The following is a 25,212-nucleotide window of genomic DNA, read 5'->3' as shown; positions in this document are numbered from 1 at the left end:
CGATGACCGCGCGTGTCGCTCGCGTAATGATCGATTCGCCGGTGCCGGCTCTCGACCATCTGCTCGACTACGCCGTTCCGAGCGAGATCGCGGATCGCGTGCGTGTCGGCTGCCGGGTTCGGGTTCCGCTGCGATCCGGTGGCCGGATCGCCCTCGCCTACGTCGTCGAGCTGACCGACTCCAGTTCGTTCGACGGGGCGCTGAGCGATATCGATGAGCTTGTCTCCGAGGTCCCCGTGCTTGCTCCCGAGGTCTGGCGCGTTGCCCGTTCTGTCGCAGACCGGGCCGCGGGCACGGCAAGCGACGTCGTGCGCCTCGCTGTGCCGAAACGTCACGTCCGGGTTGAGAAGGCCTGGCGTGAGGCAGAGCCCCAGTCTGGGTCCGTCACCGAGCTCCCGCTCACGGGGTACGTGACAGATGACTCGATCACCCAGCAGGGCGCCCGCACCGCGCTGATGGCGATCCCGCAACTCTGCCAAACGCCCGGTGGCGTCACCATCGGCCGCTGGGCGCTCACCGTCGCCGAACTTGCTTCGCGGGTACTTGCGGCAGGCCAGAAGATCATCGTCGCGGTGCCCGACTATCGCGACGAGAACCAGGTGCTGACCGCTCTTGAGCACGTCGCGAGCCCCGATCTGATCTCGCGTGTCGACGCCACGCAGCCTGCGGCGCAGCGCTACCGAGGCTTCCTCGACTGCCTTCACCCCGGGCCGCGCGTCATTGTCGGAAATCGGTCAGCGGTGTATGCCCCGGCCGCTGACCTCGGCGCGATCATCGTCTGGGATGATGCCGACAGTCTGCACGCGGAGCCGCTCGCTCCCTACGTCCACACGCGTGATGCCGCACTTGTGCGACAACAGGACTCCGGCTGCGCGCTCATCCTGCTGTCGCACACCCGCAGCGTTGAGGCTCAGCGTCTTGTCGAGATCGGCTGGTTCCGCGCATGCGACCCCGAGCGGCATACACAGCCGCGCATCGCCCTGACCGACCCCGCAACAGATGGCGATGCGGCACGCATTCCCTCATCAGCGTGGAAGGCCGCACGCACAGCGCTCGACACGGGTCCCGTGCTCGTGCAGGTAGCAAGGCCCGGTTACGCTCCCGTGATCGCCTGCCAGCGATGCCGCACCGGCGCCCGTTGCCGCGCCTGCGGGGGAGCACTCGCGATCACGCGCTCCGGTCAGCCGCCGCAGTGTTCCCTGTGCGGAGCACTCGCAACTGACTGGCGCTGCGATGAGTGCGATGACACGCGCCTGCGCCTCGTCTCACGCGGATCGGAACGGACGACAGAAGAATTGGGCAGGGCGTTCCCCGGCACCACGGTGATCACGTCCGACGGCGATCAGCCCGTCGAGCGAATACCCGCACGCCCCGCCCTCGTCGTCTCGACGCGAGGAGCGGAGCCGATCGCAGACGGCGGATACAGTGCTGTTCTCCTGCTTGACGGTGACCGGATGCTGGCGCGCGAAGCCCTCACCATTGCCAGCGACTGTCTCCGGTGGTGGTCGAACGCGGCTGCTCTCGCGACCCGCGGAGCACCCGTCATTCTCGTCGGCGTTGCCGGGCGTCTGGGCACCGCTTTTGCCACGTGGACGTCGGCGGCATTCGCGGCGCAGGAACTCGCCGACCGCCGTGAGCTCGCATTTCCGCCCGCGGTGCGAACTGTCTCGGTCAGTGGCGACGGCGACGCCGTCGACGCAGCTGTCGCCCGTCTCGACCCGGCCATGTACCGGGATGTCCTCGGCCCCAGCGCGCTGCCGGACGGCGGTGTACGGTCGATTGTGCGCTTCGACTACGCGGCGGGGCCCGAGATCGCCCGGACGCTCCGCGCAGCTGTCGTCGAGAACGCCACGAAACGACGCAGAGGCCCCGCCGCGAAGGGCGGCTACCAGCGGCCGCCGACGCTGCGCCTTCGCTTTGATGAAACGGAGCTTGTCACGTGAGAATCGTCTTTGCCGGAACGCCCGCGGCTGCCGTCCCGTCTTTGGAAGCGCTGCATCGTTCACGCCATACGGTGGCGGCCGTAGTCACGCGCGACGATGCACCGCAGGGCCGGAAACGGGTACTCACTCCGTCGCCTGTCGCGCAGGCGGCGAGCGAACTCGGCCTGCCTGTCATCAAAGCGAACCGCCTGGATGCGGAGGTCACAGAGCGCATCACCGGGTTCGCCCCTCACCTGGGCGTCATCGTGGCCTACGGCGGGCTTGTTCGTGAACCGCTGCTGTCGGCACCAGCACACGGATGGATCAACCTGCATTTCTCCGCGCTCCCGGCCTGGCGCGGCGCCGCTCCCGTCCAGCATGCTCTCATCAATGGAGACACGTCGATCGACACAACCGTCTTTCAGCTGACCACTGGCCTCGATGAGGGAGACATCTGGTGTGCCTCGTCGACGGACATCCACCCGCACGAAACCGCGGGAGCCTTGCTCGAGCGCCTGGCGCGCATCGGAACACACGATCTTCTCCGGGCAGTCGACGGTATTGACGACGGTTCGCTGTCCCCTCGGTCGCAGTCCGGCAGCGCGAGCTATGCGGGAAAGCTCACACTCGATCAGGCTCATCTTGACCTTCGGCAGCCCGCGAACGTCGTCTACAACCGATTCCGTGGCGTCACGCCGGAACCCGGAGCATTCGTCACCATTGACGGGGCTCGCCTGAAGATCCACGCGGCATGGCTGCCCGACGATGCTGCTCCTGCGTTGGAAGCGGGTGAGTTTTCGGCCACGCGGGGAGGCGTGCTGGTGGGCACGGGCACGACTCCTCTCCGGCTCGACCGCGTACAGCCGGCAGGAAAGCCGGCAATGGCTGCTGAGGACTGGTGGCGTGGGCAGCAGGGGCGCTCGCTGACCGTCGATTTGGAGGAGAGCGCATGAGCGATCGAGCACATCGGCCGACACGGACCCGCGGCTCCGACAGCATCCAGCCGAGCCGCCGGGTCGCTTTCACTGTGCTCATGGCCGTCGACGCCGACGATGCCTACGCCAACCTGCTTCTGCCGCACGAGATCGCGCGTGCACGCCTCGCGACGAACGACGCCGCTCTCGCCACGGAACTCTGCTACGGCACACTCCGGCGACGCGGACACTACGACGCCATCATTGAGCACGCAGCGCATCGGACCATCGACGAGATCGACGCTCCCGTTCGCAACGCTCTGCGGCTGGGTGCGCATCAGCTCCTGGCCATGCGCGTCGCCCCGCACGCGGCCGTCAACGAATCTGTTGCCCTCGCACGACGGCACGCACGCCAATCATCCGTGGGCTTCGTCAACGGAGTCCTGCGCACCATCTCGCGAGACGATGACGCCACCTGGCTCGACCGCCTGGCCGACGGCATCACGGACGCCGCCGATCTCCGTGCGATCCGCTACGCGCACCCCGCCTGGATCGCACGGGCATTCCGCACGGCCCTCGCAGCAGAGGGCAGAGAAGCAGAACTCGACGCCCTCCTCGCCGCAGACAACGATGCCCCGCGCGTCAACGTTGTCGCACTCCCCGGTGTCGGACGCCTGCCCGAGGGAGCCGAGCCCAACCGCTATTCGCCTGTCGGCTTCCGCCTGAGCCACGGTGACCCCGACGCCCTGGTGAACGGATCAGACGGCGGACTGCGCGTGCAGGATGAAGGCTCGCAGCTGGCGGCGCTGATGCTGACGCGATCGACACCGGTCCGTGCGGGAGAACGATGGCTCGACCTCTGCGCGGGCCCCGGCGGGAAAAGCGCCCTTCTCGCCGCGGAGGCCGCTGCCGGCAGAGCGACACTCGTCGCCAACGAGATCACCCCCGCGCGCGCCGACCTCGTTCGCCGTGCGACCGAACGCTTCGGCGACGTCGTCGAGGTACGCACGGCTGATGGCCGCAACGTGGGCGCACAGCATCCCGGCCAGTTCGATCGCGTGCTCGTCGATGCGCCCTGCACCGGACTCGGCGCGCTGCGACGCCGCCCTGAAGCACGCTGGCGCAAACTGCCGAAGGACGTGGCCGCCCTGTCCGATCTGCAGGCAGAGCTGCTGCGCTCAGCGATTGCGGCGACGGCTGCGGGAGGCACGATCGCCTACGTCACGTGCTCGCCGCATCTGGGGGAGACCCGTGCGATCGTCGGCGATGTGCTGCGCCGCATGCCAGAGAGCGTGACTGCGATCGACGCCCCAAACGTCCTGCGAAGCATCGTCGGTGACATCGATCTCGGTGAGCCCGATCCGACCCGCACGCCGGCGATTCCCAACGTTCAGCTGTGGCCCCACAGGCACGGCACAGACGCGATGTACGTCGCCCTCCTGCGCAAACTCTGAAACCCTCGGATCGGTAAGATCAAGCCATGGCAACCCGCATCAACCCCAGCATCCTTTCGGCCGACTTCGTGAACATGGAGCGCGACCTCGGGCGCATCGCCGATGCCGATCTCGTGCATGTCGATGTGATGGACAACCACTTCGTGCCCAACCTCACGTTCGGGCTGCAGATGGTTCAGCGGGTCCAGGAGGTCTCGCCACTCCCGCTCGACGTGCATCTCATGATCGATGACCCTGACCGCTGGGCACCCGACTATGCCGAGACCGGCGCGTTCTCTGTCACATTTCACGCGGAAGCCGCCACCGACCCCGTCGCCCTCGCTCGCCGATTGCGCGAGATCGGGGCCCGAGCGGGCATCGCGCTCAAGCCGGGCACCGATCCCGAGCCCTACCTCGATCTGCTCTCCGAGTTCGATCAGCTTCTCGTGATGACCGTTGAGCCCGGCTTCGGCGGGCAGAGCTTCAAACGCGACATGATGCCGAAGCTGCAGGCTGTGCGCGCGGCAGCGGAACGCTCGGGGCTCGATCTCTGGCTCCAGGTCGACGGAGGCATCTCACTCGAGACCATCGAAGTTGCGGCCGAGAATGGTGCCGATACGTTCGTCGCAGGCTCCAGCGTTTTCAACGCCGCCGATCCCGCCGACCAGATCCGGATGCTGCGCGAGCGCGCCGCCGCCCACAGCCACCGCTGACCCGCGCGAGGAACCAGGTACTCACGGTGACCGAGTAGGCTGGAATCGTGAAGACTTTCGATGAGCTGTTCGCAGAACTGAGCGACAAAGCGGCGACCCGCCCCGCGGGCTCACGGACCATCGCCGAACTCGATGCGGGCGTACACGCCATCGGCAAAAAGATCGTCGAAGAGGCAGCCGAGGTCTGGATGGCCTCCGAACATGAGACAGACGAGGCTGCGGCCGAAGAAATGTCTCAGCTTCTCTACCATGTGCAGGTGATGATGCTCGCGAAAGGTCTGCGTCTCGAGGACGTATACCGACATCTGTGATCAGCGCCGCTTCGCGGCATCCTTCCATTGACGTTTCCCTGACACGAGAGCACAAACCGAATGTTGCGAATCGCAGTGCCCAACAAGGGCTCACTGGCCGAGACGGCCGCGGGAATGCTGGCAGAGGCCGGCTATCTCACCCGCACCGACCCCAAAGCGCTCCACCTCATCGACGCCCGAAACGACGTCGAGTTCTTCTACCTCCGCCCGCGCGACATCGCCACGTACGTGGGATCGGGCGCCCTCGACGCGGGAATCACCGGCCGTGATCTTCTGCTGGACTCTGGATCACCGGCCCACGAGGTGGCGTCACTCGACTTCGCCGGCTCCACGTTCCGGTTTGCCGGCCCGGTCGGCCGCTTCACCGAGCTGAGCGACCTGAACGGCGTGCGCATCGCCACAAGCTACACGGGTCTCGTCGGCGATTTTCTCACCCGCCACCATGTCACGGCCGAACTCGTGAAGCTCGATGGGGCCGTCGAATCTGCCGTCGATCTGGGCGTTGCGGATGCTGTCGCCGATGTCGTCTCCACCGGAACGACCCTGCGCAATGCGGGGCTCGAGATCTTCGGTCCGGTCATCCTCGACTCCACGGCCGTCGCCATCTCAGCTCCCGAGCAGAAGCCGGGCACGAACGTGCTGCTGCGGCGCCTGCAGGGAGTGCTCGTCGCGCGACGCTACGTTCTGATGGACTACGACCTGCCCGCGGCGCTTCTCGAACGTGCAACGGCGGTGGCGCACGGCATCGAATCGCCCACGGTGTCGCCACTCAAGGATCCCGACTGGGTCGCCGTGCGCGTCATGGTTCCCCGCCGAGACATGAACCAGATCATGGATGCACTGTACGATCTTGGCGCCCGTGCGATCCTTGTCAGCGCCATCCACGCCGCCCGCCTGTAGGAGGATGCTATGTCACTCGCTGTCCGTGTGATCCCCTGTCTTGACGTCTCCGACGGCCGCGTTGTCAAGGGTGTGAAGTTCGAGAACCTGCGCGACCAGGGCGACCCCGTCGAATTGGCACAGCGCTACGACGAGCAGGGCGCTGATGAACTCACGTTCCTCGACGTCTCGGCGACGGTCGAGGGCCGCGACACAATGCATGACGTCGTGAGGGCCACCGCCGAGAAGGTGTTCATTCCGCTCACCGTCGGGGGAGGTGTGCGCTCGGTCGACGATGTCTCGCGGCTTCAGGCCAGCGGCGCCGACAAAGTGGGCGTCAACAGCGCCGCAATCGCCCGGCCCGAACTGATCAGTGAGATCGCCGATCGATTCGGCGCGCAAGTGCTCGTGGTCTCGCTCGATGTGAAACGCGACGCCAACCAGCCCTCCGGCTTCGTCGTGACGACGCACGGCGGCCGTCGGACAACAGACATCGACGCGGTCGCCTGGGCGCGCGAGGCCGCCGAACGCGGCGCCGGCGAGCTTCTCGTGAATTCGATCGATGCCGACGGCACGAAAAACGGGTTCGATATCGAGCTCATCAGCCTCATGCGCGACGGCTGCACCGTTCCCGTCATCGCCTCCGGTGGAGCGGGTGCTGCGGAAGACTTCCCGCCCGCTATTGATGCTGGAGCCGACGCCGTCCTCGCCGCAAGCGTCTTCCACTCGGGGCAGCTGACGATCGGCGACGTGAAGTCTGCGCTGCGCACGGCGGGGGTGCCCGTTCGATGACAACGAACTTCGACAGCGTCCTGGCACGCGCCCACTTCGGCGACGACGGACTCATGCCAGCGATCATTCAGCAGTGGGACTCCCTCGAGGTCCTCATGCTCGGGTATATGGACGCTGAGGCTCTTCGCCGCACACTCACGACCGGCCGCGTCACATTCTGGTCGCGCTCACGCGGCGAGTATTGGCGCAAAGGCGACACCTCGGGTCATGTGCAGTACGTGAAGCACGCGGCCCTCGACTGCGACGCCGACACGATCCTCGTCTCCGTCGATCAGATCGGTGCGGCCTGCCACACTGGCACACGCACCTGCTTCGACGCCGACGGGCTCACTCCGGTCGTTCTCCAGGACGGCGCCGAATGACGGAGATGCCCGCAACGACGACGCGTGACGACTTCGACGATCGCGCGGCTCGGCTCGGTGTCGTCCCTGTCATCCGCGAGATCTTCGCCGACAGCGAGACCCCGGTTGGCATCTACCGCAAGCTGGCCGCAGGCCGCCCCGGCAGCTTCCTCCTTGAGTCCGCTGAAGGTGGAATCTGGTCGCGGTATTCGTTCGTCGGTGTCGCATCTTACGGCGTACTCACTCAGACCGGCGACAAGCCGGAATGGCTCGACTACGGGCTCTCGGCCGATCGCGCCGTTGGTGATCTTCGCGGTGTTGCGCCATTGGATGCTGTGGCCGAGGTCATCCGTCGCTGGTCAGGTGAGCCGCTGCCGGACCTGCCGCCACTCACGGGTGGACTCGTCGGCTTTCTCGGCTGGGAGTCGATCAGACAGATTGAGAACCTTCCCGACGCACCGCCCGCGGAACATCCGGTTCCCGGTCAGGCCCTGTGCTTCGTCTCTGACCTCGTCGTGCTTGATCATCGTCGGGGCACCGTCCAGCTGATTGCGAACGCGCTGACGGACGCCGGCGATCGAGATGCGCAGTGGAACGACGCGCAGAACCGACTGACGCGTATGCAGACCGCGCTGGCTCGTCCGAGCGATTCTCACCTCGCCGAGGTCGATCTGTCTCTCGAGCCCGTGGCCAGGCATCGTACGCACAAGGACGACTTTCTCGTCGCGGTTGAGAAGAGCAAGGCGTACATTCGCGACGGCGACATCTTCCAAGTCGTCATCTCGCAACGTTTCGAACTTGACACCGAGGCTGCCCCGATTGACGTGTACCGGATGCTGCGCGCACTCAATCCGAGCCCGTACATGTATCTGTTGAGCCTGGAGTCTCCCCAGGGCACGCCGTACGCGATCGTCGGCTCCTCGCCCGAAGCTCTCGTCAAGGCTCAGGGCCGACACGTCGTCACGCATCCCATCGCCGGATCACAGCCGCGCGGGCGCACCCCAGACGAAGACTACGAGTTCGAGCGCACGCTGCGGTCGGACGACAAAGAGAAGGCCGAGCACCTGATGCTCGTCGACCTGGCACGCAACGACCTCGCAAAGGTGTGCGTACCGGGCAGCGTCGACGTCACGGAGTTCATGCGCGTGGAGAGGTTCAGCCACATCATGCACCTTGTCTCGAGCGTCGAGGGCGAGCTGCGGCCAGAGATGACTCCGATCGACGTCTTCCGTGCAACATTCCCCGCCGGCACGCTCTCGGGTGCCCCGAAGCCGCGCGCACTGCAGATCATTGACGAGCTCGAGCCCGCTCAACGTGGAGCGTACGGTGGGGTCGTGGGTTACATCGGATTCTCTGGTGATGCGGATCTCGCCATCGCCATCCGCACGGCCACGCTGATCAACGGCACGGCCCTCGTACAGGCCGGAGGCGGTCTCGTCGCTGACTCGGTCGCCGAATCCGAGTACCAGGAATCCTGCAATAAGGCCGCCGCACCGCTGCGCGCTGTAGCCATCGCCGACGCGATGACCCGAATTGAGGGCGAATGACCGGGCGACGCATCAAAGGAACGCTCATCGCCGCCACGCTCGTCGTGAGCGGCATCGCCCTCCTCACCTGGACACAGCCGTGGTTCTCAATCACGCTCGCTCAGAGCACTCATGCCGGTGACGCCATCGATGTTCCCGGAGATGCAGCCGGGCCCGCTGCTGCAGCGCTTGGACTCGCCGGTCTTGCCCTGGGCGGAGCACTCGCCATCGCCGGACGCGTTCTGCGCATCGTCTTCGGCGTCCTCGAGGTGCTCATCGGCGGCAGTCTGGGACTCTCCGCTGTGGTCGCCCTCGGAGACCCCGCTGCCGCGAGCACCACGACGATCACGCAAGCCACAGGAGTCGCCGGTTCGTCGGCCGCCCACGATCTGGTCACGGCAGCCGTGCCCACCATCTGGCCAATGATCGCGATCGTCGCGGGAGCGCTTCTCGTGCTCGCCGGAGTCGCCGTCATCGCCACGTCGGGGCGCTGGCCCTCGTCGAGTCGCAAATTCGATTCACCCGCCGCAAAACCGCAGAGCAGCGCGCCCGACGCCGTCGACAGCTGGGACGAGTTGAGTCGCGGCGAGGACCCCACTCGGTAACAGCTAGACTTGAAGACGATCCCCACGTCAGAGAAGGAGTTCATGTGACCCCCGAATCGATCGATCCCGGACACGGCCACTCACCGGCCGCCTGGACCGCCGTGATCATCATGCTCATCGCATTCGGCATCGGCACGGCCATGCTGTTCATCGGCCAGCCCTACGGCGTTGTCGCAGCCGCCGGACTGCTCATCGTTGGGCTGATCGTCGGCTGGGTTCTCGAGAAGGTCGGCTTCGGGGTAAACGGACCGCGCTACCAGCCGAAGGGCCACTGACGCAGTGGCCGATCTTCTGACCGAGCTCACAGAGGGGGCGCGGAGCGATTCGCGTGCCCGCGAAAGCGCTTTGCCTCGCGACGACGTGGAGCGCGCGGCCCACGCCGCCGCTCCGGCGCTCGACGCGCTCACGGCACTCGCCCCTGCAGACACGGTGAAGATCATCGCCGAGGTCAAGCGTGCGAGCCCGTCACGCGGAGACCTTGCTGACATTCCCGATCCCGCGCAGCTCGCGGGCCGCTACACCGAAGGCGGAGCGAGTGCGATCAGCGTGCTGACCGAGGGCCGACGGTTCAAAGGATCGCTCGACGACCTGTCAGCAGTCAAGGCCGCCGTTTCGGTTCCGGTGCTGCGCAAGGACTTCATTTCCGAGCCGTACCAAGTGTACGAGGCACGTGCGGCGGGCGCCGACATCATCCTGCTGATCGTCGCAGCGCTCGAACAGCCCGCGCTGCGTGACCTGCACGCGCTCGTGCTCGACCTGGGCATGACGCCGCTCGTCGAAGCTCACACGGCAGAAGAGCTCGACCGCGCGCTTGAGCTCGACGCGCGCCTCATCGGCATCAATGCCCGCAATCTCAAGACATTCGAGCTCGACCGCGACCTGTTCGGCGCGTTGTCGTCGACGATTCCGGCTGGCGTCATCAAAGTCGCCGAGTCCGCGGTCTCCGGGCCAGACGATGTCGCACACTACCGGCGTGCCGGGGCCGACGTCGTCCTTGTCGGCGAAGCCCTCGTGACAAGTGACCCCGTCACTACGCTCTCCTCATTCCTGGCGGTCTGATCATGACACTGAAAAACAGCACTGGTCCGTATTTCGGCGACTTCGGCGGACGATACGTTCCCGAGTCCCTGATTGCCACGCTCGATGACCTCACCCGTGAGTGGGAGGATGCCAAGGCCGACCCGGCATTCCACCGCGAACTCGATGCGCTTCTCCGCGACTACGTCGGTCGTCCGACGGCCATCACCGAGGTTCCGCGTTTCGCCGAGCACGCGGGCGGCGCACGCATCATTCTCAAACGTGAAGACCTCACACACACGGGATCGCACAAAATCAACAACGTTCTCGGCCAGGCGCTGCTCACCAAGCGCGTCGGGAAGACGCGCGTCATCGCCGAGACCGGGGCCGGCCAGCACGGTGTCGCGACGGCAACCGCAGCGGCGCTCTTCGGGCTTGACTGCGTGATCTACATGGGCGAGGTCGACACGGAGCGCCAAGCCCTCAATGTCGCACGCATGCGCCTCCTCGGTGCCGAGGTCATCCCCGTCACGACCGGCTCCCGCACACTCAAAGACGCGATCAACGAGGCGATGCGCGACTGGGTGACGAACGTTGGCACGACGAACTACATTTTCGGCACGGTCGCCGGACCGCATCCGTTCCCCTCGATGGTCCGCGATCTGCAGAAGGTCATCGGAGAGGAGGCTCGCGATCAGGTCATCTCGCTGACCGGACGGCTCCCGGACGCTGTCACGGCCTGCGTGGGCGGAGGCTCGAACGCTATGGGGATATTCCACGCGTTTCTCGACGATGCCGACGTCGCGCTCTACGGTTTCGAGGCAGCGGGCGAGGGCGTCGACACTCCACGTCACGCCGCTACGATCACCAAAGGCCGTCCCGGGATGCTCCATGGGGCCCGAAGCTTCCTCTTGCAGGACGACGACGGGCAGACGACCGAATCGCACTCCATCTCGGCCGGACTCGACTATCCCGGAGTCGGTCCTGAGCACGCATGGCTGGCCTCCATCGAGCGCGCCCGCTACCGCCCGGTCACGGATGCCGCTGCCATGGAGGCACTGCGCCTCCTCAGCCGTACCGAGGGAATCATTCCCGCGATCGAATCAGCGCATGCGCTCGCGGGCACGATCGAGCTTGGACGCGAGCTCGGACCGGATGCTGTCGTCCTCGTCAGTCTCTCGGGGCGCGGCGATAAAGACATGGAGACGGCGGGAACATACTTCAATCTGATCGACGAGGGAGCCGAGCAATCGTGACCGGTGTGGCAGAAACGCTTCGCGCGCGACGTGAGGCCGGGGAGGGCGCGCTCATCGGTTATCTGCCGATCGGCTTTCCGACGTTCGATGAGAGCATCGACGCCGCTGTAGGCATCGCGCAGTCAGGCGTCGACATCATCGAACTCGGTGTGCCGTACTCGGACCCGGTAATGGATGGCCTCGTCATCCAGGCTGCAACGCAGCGCGCACTGGCCGAGGGCTTCCGTCTCTCGCACGCTTTCGAGGCCGTGCGCCGCATCACTGCGGAGTGCGATGCGGATGTCCTGCTCATGACCTATTGGAACCCTGTCGTTCAGTACGGCGTCGAGCGATTCGCCGACGACCTTATCGACGCAGGCGGCGCCGGTCTCATCACGCCGGATCTGGTTCCCGATGAGGGAGCTGAGTGGATCGCTGCTTCAGCACGCACCGGCCTCGACCGCGTCTTCCTCGCCGCGCCGTCATCCAGCGATGACCGGCTGGCGCAGGCTGTCGAGACGAGCAGAGGCTTCGTGTACGCGGTGTCCACGATGGGGATCACGGGCGCTCGCACCGACATCGACACGGCCGCGCGGTCACTCGTCTCGAGGCTTCGGGACGCGGGGGCCGAGAACGCCTGCGTTGGGCTCGGAATCTCCACTCCCGAGCAGGTTCGCGAAGTGCTGGAGTACGCTGACGGGGCAATCGTCGGCTCAGCTCTCGTCAAGGCACTCGCTGATGGCGGCGTTCCAGCCGTGGGTGAACTCGCCGCGCAGCTGGCCACCGGAACGACGCGCACACGACATGATCTGAAAGGCTCACGGTGATCCACCCCACAAGCATTCCGAGTCCGGACGTCAGCTTCATTCAGCTGGGGCCGTTCACGATTCACTTCTACGCACTGTGCATCCTTGCCGGCATCATCGCCGCCGCATTCATCACGAACGCCCGGATGACACGCCGCGGGGCGGAATCGGGACTCATCATCGATCTCATGCTGTGGGTCGTTCCCTTCGGCATCGTCGGCGCCCGGATCTTCCACGTCTTGACCCATCCGGATGACTACTTCTATCCGGGCGCAGATCTTTTGAGAACGCTCTACATCTGGGAGGGCGGAATCGCCATCTTCGGCGCGCTCATCGGTGGCGGAATCGGCGCGTGGATCGGCTGCCGCGTGCTCAAGCTGCGGTTCTCCGTGTTCGCTGATGCCCTCGCCCCGGGCATGCTCGTCGCCCAGGCGTTCGGGCGCTTCGGGAACTGGTTCAACCAAGAGCTGTATGGCCTGCCGACGGACCTCCCGTGGGGTCTCGAGATTGACGCGTCGAATCCGGCGTTCCCCGTCGGGCTGCCCGCAGACACGCTCTTTCACCCCACGTTCCTGTACGAGGTGATCTGGAACCTGCTGGGCGCTGCCGTCATCATCGCCATTGGTCGCCGGTTCACGCTCCAGTGGGGCCGTCAGTTTGCGCTCTACCTCATCTGGTACGGCGCCGGCCGCGTGGTCTGGGAGTCAATCCGCATCGACCCGAGCGAGGTATTCCTTGGCCTGCGCGTCAACGTCTGGGCCGCTCTGATCGCCGTCGTTGTCGGCATCGTCATCTTCTTCGCTCAGAAGTCGCGGCACCCAGGGCTCATGCCGAGCCCGTACTTACCGGAACGTAACACAGCTGAAACAGACGGAGAGTTAGACTCTGATTCCCCCGATTCGTTGTACGTCGATCTCAGTGACGACGCTGATGGAGTCGACGACCGGGGCGAGTCAGCCGCCACAAGCACGCGAGACTCAGTTACTCGAGCCTGAGCGGTCAACGCCCGCCGGGTTCTGACGGGCCGTTCCGGCCCGGAACTCCCCGGCGGGTCGCCGATGCCCCGTCATGACGTCGACTGAGGGCAGTACACCGAATGACCGCTCAATCCCCTTATTCCCGCTTCAGCCTTGTCCCCGCCAAGCAGGGACTCTACGATCCAGCGCAGGAGAAGGACGCGTGCGGGTTGGCGATGGTCGCCACCTTGCGCGGCTACGGCGGACACGACATCATCGATGCGGCACTGGCTGCGTTGCGCAATCTCGAGCACCGCGGCGCCGTTGGTTCGGATGCTGGAACGGGTGACGGTGCCGGCATCCTGACCGAGATTCCCGACGCGTTCCTTCGCGCATCCGTCGACTTTGAGCTTCCGTCACGCGGTGAGTACGCGGTCGGTCTGGTCTTTTTGCCTGCGAACCCCGACGCTCGTGCTGCTGAGAAGGACTCGATCGCTGCGATCGCGGCCGATGAGGGGCTGACGGTGCTCGGCTGGCGAACTGTTCCCGTGCGCCCGGAACAGCTTGGCCGCCTCGCGCGCGAAGCAATGCCGGTCATCGAGCAGCTCTTCGTATGCACAGGAGCATCTGCTCCGGGCGACACTCGAGAGAACGGGGTGGTTCTCGACCGCTCCGCCTATCGGCTCCGGAAACGCGCTGAGCGCGAGATCGGGGCCTATTTTGTCTCTCTGTCGTGTCGCACCATGGTCTACAAGGGCATGGTCACGACCCTGCAACTTGAACCGTTCTACCCTGACCTCGAAGACGAACGTTTTGCCACGCGCGTCGCCATCGTTCATTCGCGATATTCGACGAACACCTTCCCCTCGTGGCCGCTCGCGCAACCGCTGAGAATGATGGCGCACAACGGTGAGATCAATACGGTGCAGGGCAATCGCAACTGGATGCGCGCACGCCAATCACAGCTGTCTTCGGAACTTCTGGGGGATCTTTCTCCGCTGTTGCCGATCGTCACGGATGGAGCGAGCGACTCGGCGTCCTTCGATGAGGTTCTCGAACTCCTCACCCTCACCGGTCGGTCACTGCCGCACGCCATGCTCATGATGGTGCCCGAGGCATGGGAGAAGCGCACGGACCTGCCGAAGGACCGTCGCGCGTTTTTCGAGTATCTCTCCATGCAGATGGAGCCCTGGGACGGCCCGGCGGCCCTCACGTTCACGGACGGGACGTTCGTCGGCGCGACTCTTGATCGCAATGGCCTGCGCCCGGGTCGCTGGCTCGAGACCGATGACGGGCTCATCGTGCTCGGAAGCGAGATCGGTGTCCTCGATATCGCGCCCGAGCGGATCATCCGCAAGGGGCGGCTTCAGCCCGGGCGGATGTTCCTCCTCGATCTCGACGAGCGCCGAATGATCGACGACGACGAGATTAAGGATTCCCTCGCAGCATCCCGACCCTGGGCCGAATGGCTGGAAGACGGACGCATCAACCTCTCCGACCTCCCCGAACGAGAGCACGTGATCCACACTCCCGCGTCAGTGACGCGACGTCAGCGGACCTTCGGCTACACGGAAGAGGAGGTAGCCCGCATCATCAAGCCCATGGGGGCAACGGGTGCGGAGCCGCTGGGTGCCATGGGCACGGACACGCCCGTCGCTGTCCTGTCTGATCGGCCTCGGCTCCTTTTCGACTATTTCACGCAACGGTTTGCACAAGTGACGAATCCGCCCCTCGACTCGATCAGGGAACGCGTGGTCACCTCGCTCACCCAGACGCTCGGGCCCGAACGGAACCTCCTGGACTCCGGGCCGGAGCACGCGCGCCAGATCGTCCTGGACTTTCCGGTGATCGATAATGACCAGCTGGCGAAGATCGAGCATATTGATGCGTTCCCCGGCGGAACGACGACAGCGATCATCCGTGCCCTCTACCGGTTTGACGAGGGGAAGAATGCACTCCGTGACCGGCTTGACGCGATCAACGACGACGTGGATGCTGCGATCGACGCGGGCGCGCATTTCATTGTTCTGAGCGACAGAGACTCGACGAAGGATCTCGCACCGATTCCCTCGCTTCTCGCCGTTGCCTCCGTCCACCACCATCTCATCCGCGCGGAGAATCGCATGAAGGTGGGTCTGATCGTCGAGGCGGGAGATGTGCGAGAAGTGCATCACGTGGCGACGCTCATCGGCTACGGAGCGTCGGCTGTCAACCCGTACCTGGCCATGGAGACGTGCGAGGAGCTTGTCCGGCGGGGAGAGATCAGCGGCGTGACTGCCGACCAGGCCGTCGCCAATGTCATCGCGGCTCTCGGCAATGGCGTGCTCAAGATCATGTCCAAGATGGGCATTTCCACGGTGTCGTCGTATGCCGGTGCCCAAACGTTCGAGGCCGTCGGTCTCAGCCAAGATTTCGTTGACACGTACTTCACGGGAACGATGTCGCGACTGGGTGGCGTCGGACTCGACGTCATCCAGGAGGAGAATCTGCGCCGGCACTCGTCGGCGTTCCCCGCCAACCCTCCGAGCCGTGCTCACGAGCGCTTGGAGACGGGAGGCGAGTATCAGTGGCGTCGAGAGGGGCCACCGCACCTGTTCAATCCCGACACGGTGTTCCGCCTTCAGCACTCGACACGGTCACGCCGATACGACATCTTCCGGCAGTACACCGACCTCATTGATGATCAGACGGAGCGTCTGATGACGCTGCGCGGTCTATTCGGTTTCGCAGCGGGGCAGCGCGAGCCTGTCCCGCTCGACGAGGTCGAACCGGTTTCTGAGATCGTCAAGCGATTCTCGACGGGTGCCATGAGCTACGGCTCCATCTCGAAAGAGGCGCACGAGACCCTCGCCATTGCCATGAATCGTCTCGGCGGCAAGTCAAACACCGGCGAAGGCGGTGAAGACGTCGAAAGGCTGCTCGACCCGGAAAGACGCAGCGCCGTCAAGCAGGTGGCCTCGGGGCGCTTCGGCGTCACGAGCATGTATCTCTCGAATGCTGACGACCTGCAGATCAAACTTGCCCAGGGCGCAAAGCCGGGGGAGGGGGGCCAGCTTCCCCCGAGCAAGGTTTACCCCTGGGTCGCCAGAACACGCCACGCAACAGCGGGAGTCGGGCTGATCTCACCGCCGCCGCATCACGACATCTACTCGATCGAGGATCTCAAGCAGCTGATCTTCGATCTCAAGCGCGCAAATCCGCGCGCTCGCGTGCACACCAAGCTGGTCAGTGAGACCGGCATCGGCGCTGTCGCGGCCGGCGTCGCCAAGGCACTGAGCGACGTTGTGCTGGTCTCTGGACATGACGGGGGAACCGGAGCGAGTCCGCTCAACTCGCTGAAGCACGCGGGAACACCGTGGGAGCTCGGCCTCGCAGAGACGCAGCAGACCCTTGTGCTCAACGGGCTGCGCGATCGCGTCGTTGTTCAGGTCGACGGTCAGCTGAAGACGGGACGGGACGTGGTCATCGCTGCGTTGCTCGGGGCCGAGGAGTTTGGGTTTGCAACTGCGCCACTTGTCGTGTCCGGCTGCATCATGATGCGCGTCTGCCATCTCGACACGTGTCCAGTTGGCGTCGCCACGCAGAATCCGGAACTGCGCAAGCGGTTCTCGGGCAAGCCCGAGTTCGTCGTGACGTTCTTCGAGTTCATCGCAGAGCAGGTGCGTGAGCACTTGGCCGCGCTCGGGTTCCGCAGCCTCGATGAGGCTATCGGCCACTCGGAGGCTCTCGACGTCCACCGGGCGATCGCGCACTGGAAATCCGATGGCCTCGACCTGACACCGATCCTCGGCGGTCGTGATGGGCACGGCACTCCGCCCGGCACAGCGCGTCGGCATACACGTGACCAGGAGCACGAACTCGACTCACACTTCGATGTCGAGCTGATCAGGCAGAGCGGTCTCGCGCTCGACAGCGGAGACTCCGTCGAGATTGTTCGCCGTGTCGCAAACATCGACCGTGCTGTCGGCACGCTGCTGGGCAATGAAGTGACACGACGTCACGGCGAGAACGGCCTCCCCGAGAACACGATATCCATCGCTCTCACCGGATCCGCGGGCCAATCATTCGGGGCATTCCTCCCCTCGGGAGTCTCACTGCGACTCGACGGCGACGCCAACGATTACGTCGGCAAGGGCCTGTCCGGAGGGCGCATCGTTGTGCGACCCGAACGGACATCTGAATTCGCTCCCGAAGACAACGTCATCGCGGGCAACGTCATCGGCTATGGCGCGACATCGGGCAGCATGTTCCTCAACGGCGTGGTGGGTGAGCGCTTTCTCGTGCGCAACTCAGGGGCAACTGCGGTCGCCGAGGGCGTGGGCGACCATGCGCTCGAATACATGACCGGCGGGCTCGCGGTGATCCTCGGCGAGACCGGGCGCAATCTGGGCGCGGGAATGTCCGGAGGCAGCGCCTACGTCTACCGGCTCGATGAGTCCTCTCTCAACCGCGAAGCGGTCGCTGCCGGCGATCTTGTCCTGTCCGCGCCGGGACCGGGCGACCGTGAGATCATCACGGATCTGCTCCGGCAGCATCAAGCTGAGACCGACTCACCCCTCGCCACCAGGATGCTGGAAGAGCTTGAGATCGCGCTTAAGGAATTCATCAAAATCCAGCCGCGTGACTACGCGGCAGTTGTCGAAACACGCCAGCATGCCATCGCCGAGGGCCTCGACCCCGACGGTGATGAAGTGTGGCGCCGAATCAGGGAGGTGACCCGTGGCTGATCCACGAGGGTTCCTGACCACGACGGAGCGTGAGCTCCCCGCACGCCGGCCCGTGCCCGTGCGCATCATGGACTGGAAAGAGGTATATGAGCGTCAAGACGGCGATCAACTTCAGCGGCAGGCCGGTCGCTGCATGGACTGCGGCATCCCGTTCTGCCACAAGGGCTGCCCTCTGGGCAATCTGATTCCGGAATGGAACGACCTGACGTGGCGGGGCGACGATCGCGCAGCATCCGATCGCCTGCATGCGACGAACAATTTTCCGGAGCTCACCGGGCGTCTGTGCCCGGCGCCCTGTGAGAGCGCCTGCGTGCTTGGCATCAACCAGCCTGCCGTGACGATCAAGCAGGTCGAAGTGTCGATTGCCGACCAGGCGTTCGACAGCGGGTGGATCGATGCGCAGCCCCCGGAGCGCCTCACGGGCAAGACGGTCGCGGTCGTCGGTTCCGGCCCCGCCGGGCTCGCCGCGGCCCAGCAGCTCACCCGTGCCGGTCACACGGTCGCCGTCTACGAACGCGACGACCGCATCGGCGGGCTGCTGCGCTACGGCATCCCGGATTTCAAACTCGAGAAGCAGGTTCTCGACAAGCGACTCAAGCAGATGCGAGAAGAGGGCACTCGGTTCCGCCCCGGCACAGCCATCGGAGCGGACATCAGCTGGGAGGAACTGCGCGCCCGCTTCGACGCCGTCATTATCGCGACCGGCACACCGGTGGCTCGCACACTTCAGATTCCCGGGCACGATCTCGACGGCGTGCACGTCGCCATGGACTTCCTTGTCGGCGCAAACCGTGTCGTCGCCGGCGACAGCGCCGAACCAGCGATCTCTGCCGCGGGCAAACACGTTGTCGTGCTCGGCGGCGGCGACACTGGGTCAGACTGCATCGGCACGGCGCATCGTCAGGGCGCGGCATCCGTTACCAACCTCGCGATCGGGCGCAGACCGGCAGCGACGCGTCCTGGTCACCAGCCCTGGCCCATGACGCCGACGATCTTCGAAGTCCAGACCTCGCACGAGGAGGGCGGAGAGCGAGAGTACCTGGTCTCAACCGTTGAGTTCCTCGCGGATGACTCAGGCGCCGTGCGGGCGTTGCGCGTGGCCGAGACCGAGTACGTCGATGGTCGGCGTGTGCCGAAGGCGGGAACCGAGTACGAGATTCCAGCGGATCTCGTACTGCTCGCGCTCGGTTTCACGGGACCGGAGACGACGACAGAGACATCTCAACTGGGCATTTCCGTTGCCGAATCGGGTGCCTTCGAACGGGCCGCCGACTACCAGACAGCAACTCCGGGGGTCTTCGTCGCGGGCGATGCCGGGCGCGGACAATCCCTCATCGTGTGGGCGATTGCCGAGGGGCGTTCTGCGGCGGCGGCTGTAGACCGGTATCTTGAAGGGGAGGGCGAACTCCCGTGGCCCGTCGCACCGACGGATCGGCCGATCGCTCTCTGACCTCGCGTTCCCGGTGAACGCGATGGTGAACTAGTCAACCCAGCGCATTCCCCCTGCGCAGGACATGGAGAAACTCATACATGAGACGAGCAAAGATCGTCGCAACGCTCGGCCCGGCGACGTCCAGCTACGAAAACATTCGCGCGTTAATCGACGCGGGTGTGAACGTGGCACGGATGAACCTCAGCCACGGCAGCTATGACGTCCACGAGGGCGTCTACGCAAACGTGCGCAAGGCCGCAACCGACACGGGAAAGCCGGTCGCCGTCCTCGTTGACCTGCAGGGCCCGAAGATCCGCCTCGGCACGTTCGCGAACGGACCGCACGAACTCGAGGAAGGCGACATCTTCACCATCACGACGGAAGACGTTGACGGTGACGCCACTGTCTGCGGGACGACGTTCAAGGGACTGCCCGACGACGTCTCACCCGGCGACTTCCTCCTGATCGACGACGGGAAGGTACGCGTACAGGTTCTCGAGACCGACGGCGTCCGCGTGAAGACCAAGGTGATCGTCGCGGGTCCGGTCTCGAACAACAAGGGCATCAACCTGCCCGGAGTCGCCGTCAACGTTCCGGCGCTGTCAGACAAGGACGAGGCCGACCTTCGCTGGGGCCTCAAGCTCGGCGCCGACTTCATCGCCCTCTCGTTCGTGCGCAACGCCGAAGACATCCAGCGTGTGCACGAGATCATGAGCGAAGAGGGCATTACGCTCCCCGTCATCGCGAAGATCGAGAAGCCACAGGCCGTTGACGCGCTCGACGAGATCATCGATGCCTTCGACGGAATCATGGTTGCTCGCGGCGATCTTGGCGTCGAGCTTCCACTCGAGGCCGTGCCGCTTGTTCAGAAGCGCGCTGTCGAACAGTGCCGCCGCATGGCCAAACCGGTCATCGTCGCCACGCAGATGCTCGAATCGATGATCTCGAGCCCCGTGCCGACCCGTGCGGAGACCTCTGACGTCGCTAACGCGATCCTTGACGGTGCCGATGCCGTCATGCTGAGCGGCGAGACGAGCGTGGGGGAGTACCCCGAGATCACGGTCCAGACAATGGCGCGCATCATCGCGTCCACCGAGGAGCACGGCCTCGAGCGCATTGCCCCCCTCGGGAGCAAGCCGCGCACTCAGGGAGGAGCGCTGACGCTGGCAGCATCCGAGGTCGCCGACTTCGTCGAGGCCCGGTACCTCTGCGTCTTCACCGAGTCGGGTGATTCAGTGCGCCGCATGGCGCGACTGCGCACGAAGATTCCCGTTCTCGGGTTCACCCCGAACGAGGCCATCCGACGCCGCATGCAGCTGAACTGGGGCATCGAGTCGTTCCTCGTCGACACCGTCACGCACACGGATGAAATGTTCGGACAGGTCGACGACATCCTCCTTGCCGAAGGAATGGCCACGGAGGGCGAGAAGGTCGTCGTGATCTCTGGTTCGCCTCCCGGGATCTCGGGGTCGACGAACGATGTCCGCGTCCACACGATGGGCGACGTGCACCAGGGTGTTGCTCCCGCATACGCCCTGCGCAAGAAGCCGTAGCGACAGACACGAGAGGATGCTGGAGGGCGGCGCCCTCCAGCATCCTCTGTGCTTTCCCGCTCACTCATGCAGCGAGACGACACAGCACGACGCTCGGTCAACGGGGACGGAACCCCGCTCCGCTCGAAGTGGACACGCAGAGTGAAAGGCTCCCGCGATGAGGAATCTCGCGTAAGTGTGATTCTGACTGTCGAATATTCCGCCAGCGGTGAACGGAAGTAGGAACCTCCATCCGAGTCTTTCGTGGCTTAAGCACGAGGCCCCAACTTCCGCGTTATTCCGCGGGAGTTGGGGCCTTCATCGGAGGTGCCGGTGGTGGGACTCGAACCCACACGCCCGTGAAGGCAGAGCATTTTGAGTGCTCCGCGTCTGCCATTCCGCCACACCGGCTGACACAACCTCGTCAAGCGTATCGTAGGATTCTAGAGTGACTGAGCAAGAGACAACCGCAAACGCCCCCCGCCGCGTCGTCGTCGCCGAGGACGAATCGCTGATTCGCCTCGACATCGTCGAGATCCTTCGCGACAACGGATTCGAAGTCGTCGGAGAGGCCGGTGACGGCGAGACAGCAGTGGCCCTCGCCACCGAGCTCCGGCCCGACCTGGTGGTCATGGACGTGAAGATGCCGAAGCTTGACGGCATCTCTGCCGCCGAGCGCCTCAGCAAGGCGCAGATCGCGCCCGTGGTTCTGTTGACGGCGTTCAGCCAGAAGGATCTCGTCGAGCGAGCATCTGAGGCCGGCGCCCTCGCATACGTCGTGAAGCCGTTCACCCCTAACGACCTGCTGCCGGCCATCGAGATCGCCCTCAGCCGCTACCAGCAGATCATCACGCTTGAGGCCGAAGTCGCCGACATGGTTGAGCGCTTCGAGACTCGCAAGCTCGTCGACCGTGCCAAGGGCCTGCTCAACGAGAAGATGGGCCTCAGCGAGCCCGAAGCATTCCGGTGGATTCAGAAGGCATCGATGGACCGTCGTCTGACGATGCATGATGTCGCGCAGGCGATCATCGAGCAGCTGAGCGCCAAGAAGAGCTAGGCTCCGTCACACACGCTTTCCGGCCCGCGCAGGTTCCGCCTGCGCGGGTCTTTTTTGTGCGTGTTCCGTCACGGATCCGCGTCATGGCGGGCGACGTCTCATTCGGGTAACAGCAGCGCGCCCTTTTGACACGCTATGAAAACCGGCCGTATCGTACTGACCACGGACCCCCAAACGAGGACAATCCCTCACGAAAGGTACACGTGACAAACAAGAGAAGACTGCTCGCTGGCGGAGCGATGGTTGCTTCGCTCGCCCTCATGGCGGGACTGACAGCATGCTCGAGCGATGACGGCGGCGACACGGATGCCCCGCTCGAAGACACATACGTCGTCGCGACGGACACATCCTTCGTTCCGTTTGAGTTCAAACAGGACGGCGAGTACGTCGGTTTCGACATCGACCTGATCAATGCCGTCGCGGACGAAGCAGGGTTCAAGATCGACCTCAAGACAACGAACTTCGACGGAATGATTCCCGGGCTTCAGACGGGAACGTTCGACATCGCGATCGCAGGCATGACGATCAAGCCGGAGCGTGCTGAGAAGGTCGACTTCTCTGACCCCTATTACAAGTCAGGTCTACGCATCGGCGTTCCCGTTGACAACGACGACATCACGAGCGTCGACGATCTTGAAGGCAAGAACATCGCGACGCGTCTCGGCTCGACGAGCGCCGATTACATCGAGGCAAACATCGAGGGCGCCACGGCGCAGACGTTCGAACAGCTTGATCAGGCGTACCTCGCGGTTCAGAACGGAACCTCAGATGCCATCCTCTATGACGCCCCCAACGTCGCTTACTACATCCAGACGAAGGGCGAAGACAGCCTGAAGATGGTCGGAGAGCTTCTCGAGGCTCAGGACTACGGAATAGCCATCGCCCAGGGCAACGAGAACCTCGTCGCAGCGATTGACGACGCTCTCGCAACCCTCAAGGAGAACGGCACCTACGACGAGCTCTATGAGAAGTGGTTCGGCGAAGCACCGCCGGCTGACGAATAGTCCACGAGCGTAGATCAGAACATCACACGAGGCGCGACGGGCACGCAGGAGAATTCCTCCGTGCCCGTCGCCTGTGAGAGGGAGAAATGATTCATACAGTCACATTCGACTGGCTCGGTGTCGTTGACTTCATTCCGATTCTGCTCGTCGGGCTCTACTACACCCTTCTGGTGTCTGTCGTCGGGCTCCTCATCGGTTTCGTTCTCGGCGCAATCTTCGGACTCGGGAGAATTTCACGAAATAAGATCATTTACGGCGCATCTTCCGTGTACGTCGAGGTCTTCCGTGGTGTTCCGATTCTGATCCTGGCGATCTGGGTCTTCTACGCGTTGCCGCTGGTGCTGGGCTTTGATATTGCCCCGTTGGTAGCCGGCATTATTTCCATCGGCCTCAACTCCGGCGCGTACATCGCCGAGGTTGTACGCGGTGCCGTGCAATCTGTCGAGAAGGGTCAGATGGAGGCAGGTCGCTCACTCGGCATGAGTCATCACTACACAATGCAGTATGTGATCTGGCCTCAGGCTTTCAGACGGATGATCCCTCCGTTGGGCAACCAGTTCATCGTGAGCATCAAAGACACGTCGGTGCTCTCGGTGATCCTTGTTCCCGAACTTGTCTTCCAGGGGCGCACCATCGTGGCCACCCACTACAACGCCCTCGAAATCTATACGGTCGTCGCGGTGATTTACCTCATTGTCACCATCACGCTGTCCAAGGTGCTCAATATCACTGAGAAGAGGCTGGCCCACTCATGATCATTCACGTTGAAGACCTGCATAAGAAGTTCGGCGACAACGAGGTACTCAAGGGCATCAACTGCGATGTCGAACCTCAGGAAGTCGTGTGCGTCATCGGGCCGAGCGGTTCGGGAAAGAGCACGTTCCTGCGCTGCCTCAATATGCTCGAGGAGATCACGAGTGGCGAAGTGGTCATCGATGGCCAGAGCCTCACGGACACTAACACCGACATCAACGCGGTGCGCACCGAGATCGGCATGGTGTTTCAGCAGTTCAATCTGTTTCCGCACAAGTCTGTGATGGAGAACATCATGCTCGCGCCTCTGAAGGTGCGCAAATTGTCCGTATCCGCGGCTCGGGACCGCGCATTACGACTGCTTGACAAAGTCGGTCTCGGCGACAAAGCAGACGCGTATCCGGCACAGCTGTCCGGCGGCCAGCAGCAGCGAGTGGCCATCGCGCGTGCACTCGCGATGGAGCCGAAGATGCTCCTCTTCGATGAGCCGACGAGCGCGCTCGACCCGGAACTCGTCGGGGATGTTCTCTCCGTAATGAAGCAGCTCGCCCTTGAGGGTATGACGATGGTTGTGGTCACCCACGAGATGGGCTTCGCTCGTGAAATGGGCGACCGCGTCCTGTTCATGGACGGCGGAGTGATCGTCGAAGAGGGCAAGCCGGATCAGATTTTCGATGCACCGCAGCATGAGCGCACGAAAGCATTCCTCGACAAAGTGCTCTAACCACCGAGCGCATTCCGCGCGCCGACAGGCCCGGCCCTTCTGGGGGTCGGGCCTGTTGCCGTTACGAGGCCGGACGGTCCTTGATCATGTTGGTGATCCGCACGGTCGAGCAACGTCGCCCCTGCTCATCTGAGACCTCGATCTGGTGAACGGTGAGGCTCCGTCCGAGGTGAATCGGCGTGCAGACACCGGTGACGATCCCGCTTGTCGCTGACCGCGTGTGCGTCGCGTTGATGTCGATGCCGACAGCGAGGCGCCCTTCTCCGGCAAAAAGGTTGGCCGACATCGAGCCAAGCGATTCACCGAGCACCACATACGCGCCGCCGTGAAGAAGCATCGCGGGCTGCGTATTGCCCTCGACGGGCATCGTCGCCACCGCTCGATCCACGCTGAACTCCGTGAATTGGATGCCCATCTTCTCGGCAAGGGCGCCGAGGCCGCGCTCGCGTACGAACTCGAGGGGGTCGGATGCTGTCTGGCTCATGAACACCTTCGCGCTCTCATTCCCCAGCCAATGTCGTCGGCGACTTGTA

At 64.3% G+C, this 25,212-nt stretch carries 23 protein-coding genes and 1 tRNA gene; 22 read left to right on the top strand and 2 right to left on the bottom strand.

Features of this window, described 5'->3' with window-relative positions; genetic code table 11:
• Positions 1 to 2: 2 nt before the first annotated feature.
• The 18 genes from OK352_RS14850 to pyk all read left to right on the top strand — a co-directional run bounded on the left by OK352_RS14850 (position 3) and on the right by pyk (position 21,162).
• On the top strand, positions 3 to 1,943 hold the full coding sequence (locus tag OK352_RS14850) for a primosomal protein N' family DNA-binding protein (protein ID WP_265142540.1): 1,941 nt from the start codon (positions 3 to 5) through the stop codon (positions 1,941 to 1,943).
• The gene (gene fmt, locus OK352_RS14845; protein WP_265142286.1) at positions 1,940 to 2,875 is read left to right on the top strand and encodes a methionyl-tRNA formyltransferase; all 936 of its coding nucleotides are present in this window, start codon (positions 1,940 to 1,942) and stop codon (positions 2,873 to 2,875) included. Before OK352_RS14850 ends, fmt begins: the two co-directional genes overlap by 4 nt.
• On the top strand, positions 2,872 to 4,290 hold the full coding sequence (locus OK352_RS14840) for an RsmB/NOP family class I SAM-dependent RNA methyltransferase (protein ID WP_265142285.1): 1,419 nt from the start codon (positions 2,872 to 2,874) through the stop codon (positions 4,288 to 4,290). The genes fmt and OK352_RS14840 overlap by 4 nt, the downstream gene beginning before the upstream one ends.
• A 26-nt stretch (positions 4,291 to 4,316) precedes the next feature.
• Positions 4,317 to 4,982, top strand: a complete 666-nt coding sequence (gene rpe, locus OK352_RS14835) for a ribulose-phosphate 3-epimerase (protein ID WP_265142284.1) — start codon at positions 4,317 to 4,319, stop codon at positions 4,980 to 4,982.
• A 47-nt stretch (positions 4,983 to 5,029) separates the two neighbouring features.
• A complete protein-coding gene (locus tag OK352_RS14830; RefSeq protein WP_265142283.1) occupies positions 5,030 to 5,293 on the top strand; it encodes a phosphoribosyl-ATP diphosphatase in 264 nt (87 codons plus the stop codon).
• Between the two features lie 60 nt (positions 5,294 to 5,353).
• Positions 5,354 to 6,193: an ATP phosphoribosyltransferase gene (gene hisG / locus OK352_RS14825; protein WP_265142282.1), complete on the top strand. Its 840-nt coding sequence runs from the start codon at positions 5,354 to 5,356 to the stop codon at positions 6,191 to 6,193.
• 9 nt (positions 6,194 to 6,202) lie between these two features.
• Positions 6,203 to 6,964 (top strand): imidazole glycerol phosphate synthase subunit HisF, encoded by a 762-nt coding sequence (gene hisF / locus OK352_RS14820; RefSeq protein WP_265142281.1) that lies wholly within the window; start codon positions 6,203 to 6,205, stop codon positions 6,962 to 6,964.
• Positions 6,961 to 7,326, top strand: coding sequence for a phosphoribosyl-AMP cyclohydrolase (hisI, locus tag OK352_RS14815; RefSeq protein ID WP_265142280.1), 366 nt, complete (start codon positions 6,961 to 6,963; stop codon positions 7,324 to 7,326). The genes hisF and hisI overlap by 4 nt, the downstream gene beginning before the upstream one ends.
• Before the next feature lie 5 nt (positions 7,327 to 7,331).
• Positions 7,332 to 8,852 carry an anthranilate synthase component I gene (locus tag OK352_RS14810; RefSeq protein ID WP_265142539.1) on the top strand — a complete coding sequence of 507 codons (1,521 nt, stop codon included), beginning with the start codon at positions 7,332 to 7,334 and terminating at the stop codon, positions 8,850 to 8,852.
• Positions 8,849 to 9,436 (top strand): Trp biosynthesis-associated membrane protein, encoded by a 588-nt coding sequence (locus OK352_RS14805; RefSeq protein WP_265142279.1) that lies wholly within the window; start codon positions 8,849 to 8,851, stop codon positions 9,434 to 9,436. Before OK352_RS14810 ends, OK352_RS14805 begins: the two co-directional genes overlap by 4 nt.
• A gap of 44 nt (positions 9,437 to 9,480) precedes the next feature.
• The gene (locus OK352_RS14800) at positions 9,481 to 9,711 is read left to right on the top strand and encodes an HGxxPAAW family protein (RefSeq protein ID WP_265142278.1); all 231 of its coding nucleotides are present in this window, start codon (positions 9,481 to 9,483) and stop codon (positions 9,709 to 9,711) included.
• Between the two features lie 4 nt (positions 9,712 to 9,715).
• The gene (gene trpC, locus OK352_RS14795) at positions 9,716 to 10,495 is read left to right on the top strand and encodes an indole-3-glycerol phosphate synthase TrpC (RefSeq protein WP_265142277.1); all 780 of its coding nucleotides are present in this window, start codon (positions 9,716 to 9,718) and stop codon (positions 10,493 to 10,495) included.
• Positions 10,496 to 10,497: 2 nt separating this feature from the next.
• Complete coding sequence (gene trpB, locus OK352_RS14790; protein ID WP_265142276.1) at positions 10,498 to 11,709, top strand: tryptophan synthase subunit beta; 1,212 nt, start codon at positions 10,498 to 10,500, stop codon at positions 11,707 to 11,709.
• On the top strand, positions 11,706 to 12,515 hold the full coding sequence (gene trpA / locus OK352_RS14785) for a tryptophan synthase subunit alpha (protein ID WP_265142275.1): 810 nt from the start codon (positions 11,706 to 11,708) through the stop codon (positions 12,513 to 12,515). Before trpB ends, trpA begins: the two co-directional genes overlap by 4 nt.
• The gene (gene lgt, locus OK352_RS14780) at positions 12,512 to 13,489 is read left to right on the top strand and encodes a prolipoprotein diacylglyceryl transferase (RefSeq protein ID WP_265142274.1); all 978 of its coding nucleotides are present in this window, start codon (positions 12,512 to 12,514) and stop codon (positions 13,487 to 13,489) included. Before trpA ends, lgt begins: the two co-directional genes overlap by 4 nt.
• A 101-nt stretch (positions 13,490 to 13,590) precedes the next feature.
• Positions 13,591 to 18,177: a glutamate synthase large subunit gene (gltB, locus tag OK352_RS14775; RefSeq protein ID WP_265142273.1), complete on the top strand. Its 4,587-nt coding sequence runs from the start codon at positions 13,591 to 13,593 to the stop codon at positions 18,175 to 18,177.
• Positions 18,170 to 19,627, top strand: coding sequence for a glutamate synthase subunit beta (locus OK352_RS14770; RefSeq protein ID WP_265142272.1), 1,458 nt, complete (start codon positions 18,170 to 18,172; stop codon positions 19,625 to 19,627). Before gltB ends, OK352_RS14770 begins: the two co-directional genes overlap by 8 nt.
• 80 nt (positions 19,628 to 19,707) lie before the next feature.
• Positions 19,708 to 21,162, top strand: coding sequence for a pyruvate kinase (gene pyk, locus OK352_RS14765; protein ID WP_265142271.1), 1,455 nt, complete (start codon positions 19,708 to 19,710; stop codon positions 21,160 to 21,162).
• A gap of 307 nt (positions 21,163 to 21,469) precedes the next feature.
• Here the strand turns inward: pyk and OK352_RS14760 are convergent.
• Positions 21,470 to 21,552, bottom strand: a tRNA-Leu gene (locus tag OK352_RS14760).
• 37 nt (positions 21,553 to 21,589) lie between these two features.
• Between OK352_RS14760 and OK352_RS14755 the strand changes: the two genes are divergently transcribed.
• From OK352_RS14755 to OK352_RS14740, 4 genes are all read left to right on the top strand, one after another.
• Positions 21,590 to 22,198: an ANTAR domain-containing response regulator gene (locus OK352_RS14755; RefSeq protein ID WP_265142269.1), complete on the top strand. Its 609-nt coding sequence runs from the start codon at positions 21,590 to 21,592 to the stop codon at positions 22,196 to 22,198.
• Positions 22,199 to 22,401: 203 nt separating this feature from the next.
• The gene (locus tag OK352_RS14750; protein WP_265142268.1) at positions 22,402 to 23,202 is read left to right on the top strand and encodes a transporter substrate-binding domain-containing protein; all 801 of its coding nucleotides are present in this window, start codon (positions 22,402 to 22,404) and stop codon (positions 23,200 to 23,202) included.
• A gap of 86 nt (positions 23,203 to 23,288) precedes the next feature.
• On the top strand, positions 23,289 to 23,957 hold the full coding sequence (locus tag OK352_RS14745) for an amino acid ABC transporter permease (protein ID WP_265142267.1): 669 nt from the start codon (positions 23,289 to 23,291) through the stop codon (positions 23,955 to 23,957).
• Positions 23,954 to 24,679 carry an amino acid ABC transporter ATP-binding protein gene (locus tag OK352_RS14740; protein ID WP_306387806.1) on the top strand — a complete coding sequence of 242 codons (726 nt, stop codon included), beginning with the start codon at positions 23,954 to 23,956 and terminating at the stop codon, positions 24,677 to 24,679. Before OK352_RS14745 ends, OK352_RS14740 begins: the two co-directional genes overlap by 4 nt.
• A 61-nt stretch (positions 24,680 to 24,740) precedes the next feature.
• Here OK352_RS14740 and OK352_RS14735 read toward each other — a convergent pair whose 3' ends face one another.
• Positions 24,741 to 25,163, bottom strand: a complete 423-nt coding sequence (locus tag OK352_RS14735; protein ID WP_265142266.1) for a hotdog fold thioesterase — start codon at positions 25,161 to 25,163, stop codon at positions 24,741 to 24,743.
• Positions 25,164 to 25,212 lie beyond the last annotated feature (49 nt).

This window comes from Microbacterium sp. MPKO10 (assembly GCF_026107415.2).
In the GTDB taxonomy this organism is placed as follows: domain Bacteria; phylum Actinomycetota; class Actinomycetes; order Actinomycetales; family Microbacteriaceae; genus Paramicrobacterium.
The sequence above is the reverse complement of the archived record's forward strand: the minus strand, read 5'-3'. Positions and strand labels throughout refer to the sequence as shown.

Coding starts and splice junctions, on each gene's coding strand:
- OK352_RS14850 (WP_265142540.1), top strand. CDS start 3: ATGACCGCGCGTGTCGCTCGCGTAATGATCGATTCGCCGGTGCCGGCT.
- OK352_RS14840 (WP_265142285.1), top strand. CDS start 2,872: ATGAGCGATCGAGCACATCGGCCGACACGGACCCGCGGCTCCGACAGC.
- rpe (WP_265142284.1), top strand. CDS start 4,317: ATGGCAACCCGCATCAACCCCAGCATCCTTTCGGCCGACTTCGTGAAC.
- hisG (WP_265142282.1), top strand. CDS start 5,354: ATGTTGCGAATCGCAGTGCCCAACAAGGGCTCACTGGCCGAGACGGCC.
- hisF (WP_265142281.1), top strand. CDS start 6,203: ATGTCACTCGCTGTCCGTGTGATCCCCTGTCTTGACGTCTCCGACGGC.
- hisI (WP_265142280.1), top strand. CDS start 6,961: ATGACAACGAACTTCGACAGCGTCCTGGCACGCGCCCACTTCGGCGAC.
- OK352_RS14810 (WP_265142539.1), top strand. CDS start 7,332: ATGCCCGCAACGACGACGCGTGACGACTTCGACGATCGCGCGGCTCGG.
- OK352_RS14805 (WP_265142279.1), top strand. CDS start 8,849: ATGACCGGGCGACGCATCAAAGGAACGCTCATCGCCGCCACGCTCGTC.
- trpB (WP_265142276.1), top strand. CDS start 10,498: ATGACACTGAAAAACAGCACTGGTCCGTATTTCGGCGACTTCGGCGGA.
- gltB (WP_265142273.1), top strand. CDS start 13,591: ATGACCGCTCAATCCCCTTATTCCCGCTTCAGCCTTGTCCCCGCCAAG.
- pyk (WP_265142271.1), top strand. CDS start 19,708: ATGAGACGAGCAAAGATCGTCGCAACGCTCGGCCCGGCGACGTCCAGC.
- OK352_RS14745 (WP_265142267.1), top strand. CDS start 23,289: ATGATTCATACAGTCACATTCGACTGGCTCGGTGTCGTTGACTTCATT.
- OK352_RS14740 (WP_306387806.1), top strand. CDS start 23,954: ATGATCATTCACGTTGAAGACCTGCATAAGAAGTTCGGCGACAACGAG.
- OK352_RS14735 (WP_265142266.1), bottom strand. CDS start 25,163: ATGAGCCAGACAGCATCCGACCCCCTCGAGTTCGTACGCGAGCGCGGC.